A 2,002-nucleotide genomic window follows, 5' to 3' on the forward strand; every position below is an offset into this window, starting at 1 on the left:
AACAGCGGCAACAAAAATCAAGTAGGGAATGGATTTTACAATCTTTTTGATTTCCCGCAACAACAGCATTACCATTCACCCCCCACTTCACCCAAAATCTCACGAACGCCGCTGGTGTGGAGATACAGCATATATGCGTCCTCAATATTCGGCTCGCACACCTTGGCGCCCTGCATCAAGGTGTCTGCAATAAAGCGGATGTGGACCTTGTTTCCCTGGGTGTGCATACTGGTGATGGAAAGCTGCCTTTTCAGCTCTGGAAGCTCCCGCTTGGAAGCGGTCATGATAAACACTCTGCCTTCTGCTTCCTGCAAGAGCGCATCCACTGTGCCATTGTAGATGACTCTGCCCTCATTGATAATGGCGATATCCTCGCAGGTGGCCTCAATGTCCCCTACAATGTGAGTGGACAAAATCACAATCTTATCCTCTGCAATCTCAGACAGCAGGTTTCGAAATCGAACGCGCTCCTCTGGATCCAGCCCGGCGGTGGGTTCGTCAACAATCAATACCTTGGGGTTATTGAGCAGCGCCTGGGCGATTCCAAGACGGCGCTTCATGCCGCCGGAAAGCGCCTTCACCTTTTTGTCCCGGTGCTCTGTCAGATTCACTTTTTTGAGGAGTGCGTCAATCCGTTCTTTTCTCTCAGCACCGCTGAGTCCTGACAGGATTGCCAGATATTCCATGGCTTCCCCCACCTTCATGGATGGGTACATGGAAAACTCCTGGGGCAGGTACCCGGTAATCCTGCGGATCTCTTGGGCGTTTTCTATGGGAACGCCGCACACGGTAATCTCTCCGTCTTTCTTTTGCAGCAGTGTTGCCAGCGTCTTCATCAGGGTGGTCTTGCCTGCGCCGTTGCGCCCCAGCAGACCGAACATGCCCTGTTGGATGGAAAGATTCACATCAAAAAGCGCCTGCTTCTTTCCGTAAAATTTATTCAACCCTTTGATTTCTATAGAATGGTTCATTTGAAAAAGCTCCTTTCTCCAGATGGGTTTCCCATCTGACAGGTATAGGATAAAAGGAGATTTTCAACTTTTTGTCTACTCGTCAAAAATATTTTGTGGAATAAATTTCCGTATTATATGCAAAACAGGCAGCCACCAATAACGGAGGACTGCCTGTCAAAATAAAAATGATTTTATTTGGACGAGATAACTATACCTGTACAAATGGAATATCTATAGAATTATGTTCTATTTAATTCAAAAAGAACATCAGAATAATCCTTCACAAAGTACCGGATATTGGTTCTGCCCTTTTTGATGATTGTATGCCCCTCTGCCTCCAGCTTCTCTTTTTGTGCCTCGACGCCGCCGGGATATTTGGGATTTAACTCCCCATTTGCTTTTAAGGTTCTCCAATAAGGCGTTTCATTCTCAGAACGCTGATAGCTCGCCCAAGCTGCAATTGACACAAAAATTCCTGCCGTTATCGGCTCTGTAAAATCTGCTTCATTGAGCTTCGCAAAGTATTCACGAATCTCTCCCAGGGTAATCACTTTTCCATATGGGATTCTTTTCATTACCTTATCGTAATCAATTGGCGGTGCAAAGTACATTTTGTCCCCGCTATATTTTTCAATGCTCTTCTGATCTGTGATTGTCTGAATCTTTGGCATATCCTTGTTGTCATGCAGCATCGCATTGAAGTCTTTTTTATCTTCATTAGCCATATCTGACACCTCCTGCTTTTATTATAATTACTTTTACCAGTCCATGCAATGAGACTGTTTTACTTTTTTCAGAACTGTTTGGTCTTGGTTTGGAAGAATTACTGCCTGAATGCCGCAGTAACAACCGCCCCATACCGAAATGCTCGTTATCTGTTTCCCGCACCGTTTTGTAAAACGGCTTTGTGGCATTCTCCAAATCCTTTTTGATATTACTCCTCCGCCGAAAGATAGGAAAGAAGCGGATGGAGGAAAAAACGAATAACCCGAGAGGGATTATGCTGGAGCCGACGCATAAATGAATGAATGTTATGAGAGATATCCTGC

General features: G+C 45.3%; 3 protein-coding genes. All 3 read right to left on the minus strand.

The features are described 5' to 3' along the window. Positions 1–68 precede the first annotated feature (68 nt). Positions 69–971: an ABC transporter ATP-binding protein gene (locus U8U68_RS21700; protein WP_322204516.1), complete on the minus strand. Its 903-nt coding sequence runs from the start codon at positions 969–971 to the stop codon at positions 69–71. 221 nt (positions 972–1,192) lie between these two features. Further along, positions 1,193–1,678, minus strand: a complete 486-nt coding sequence (locus tag U8U68_RS21705) for an MGMT family protein (protein ID WP_322204518.1) — start codon at positions 1,676–1,678, stop codon at positions 1,193–1,195. After that, positions 1,671–2,002 (minus strand): hypothetical protein (locus U8U68_RS21710; RefSeq protein WP_322204520.1); only part of this gene is annotated, 332 nt, incomplete at its 5' end. The genes U8U68_RS21705 and U8U68_RS21710, both read right to left, overlap by 8 nt.

Source organism: Acutalibacter intestini (assembly GCF_034334985.1).
In the GTDB taxonomy this organism is placed as follows: Bacteria; Bacillota; Clostridia; order Oscillospirales; family Acutalibacteraceae; genus Acutalibacter; species Acutalibacter intestini.

Excerpts from the sequence above, each read along its gene's own strand:
- U8U68_RS21705 (WP_322204518.1), bottom strand. The coding sequence starts at position 1,678 with ATGGCTAATGAAGATAAAAAAGACTTCAATGCGATGCTGCATGACAAC.
- U8U68_RS21700 (WP_322204516.1), bottom strand. The coding sequence starts at position 971 with ATGAACCATTCTATAGAAATCAAAGGGTTGAATAAATTTTACGGAAAG.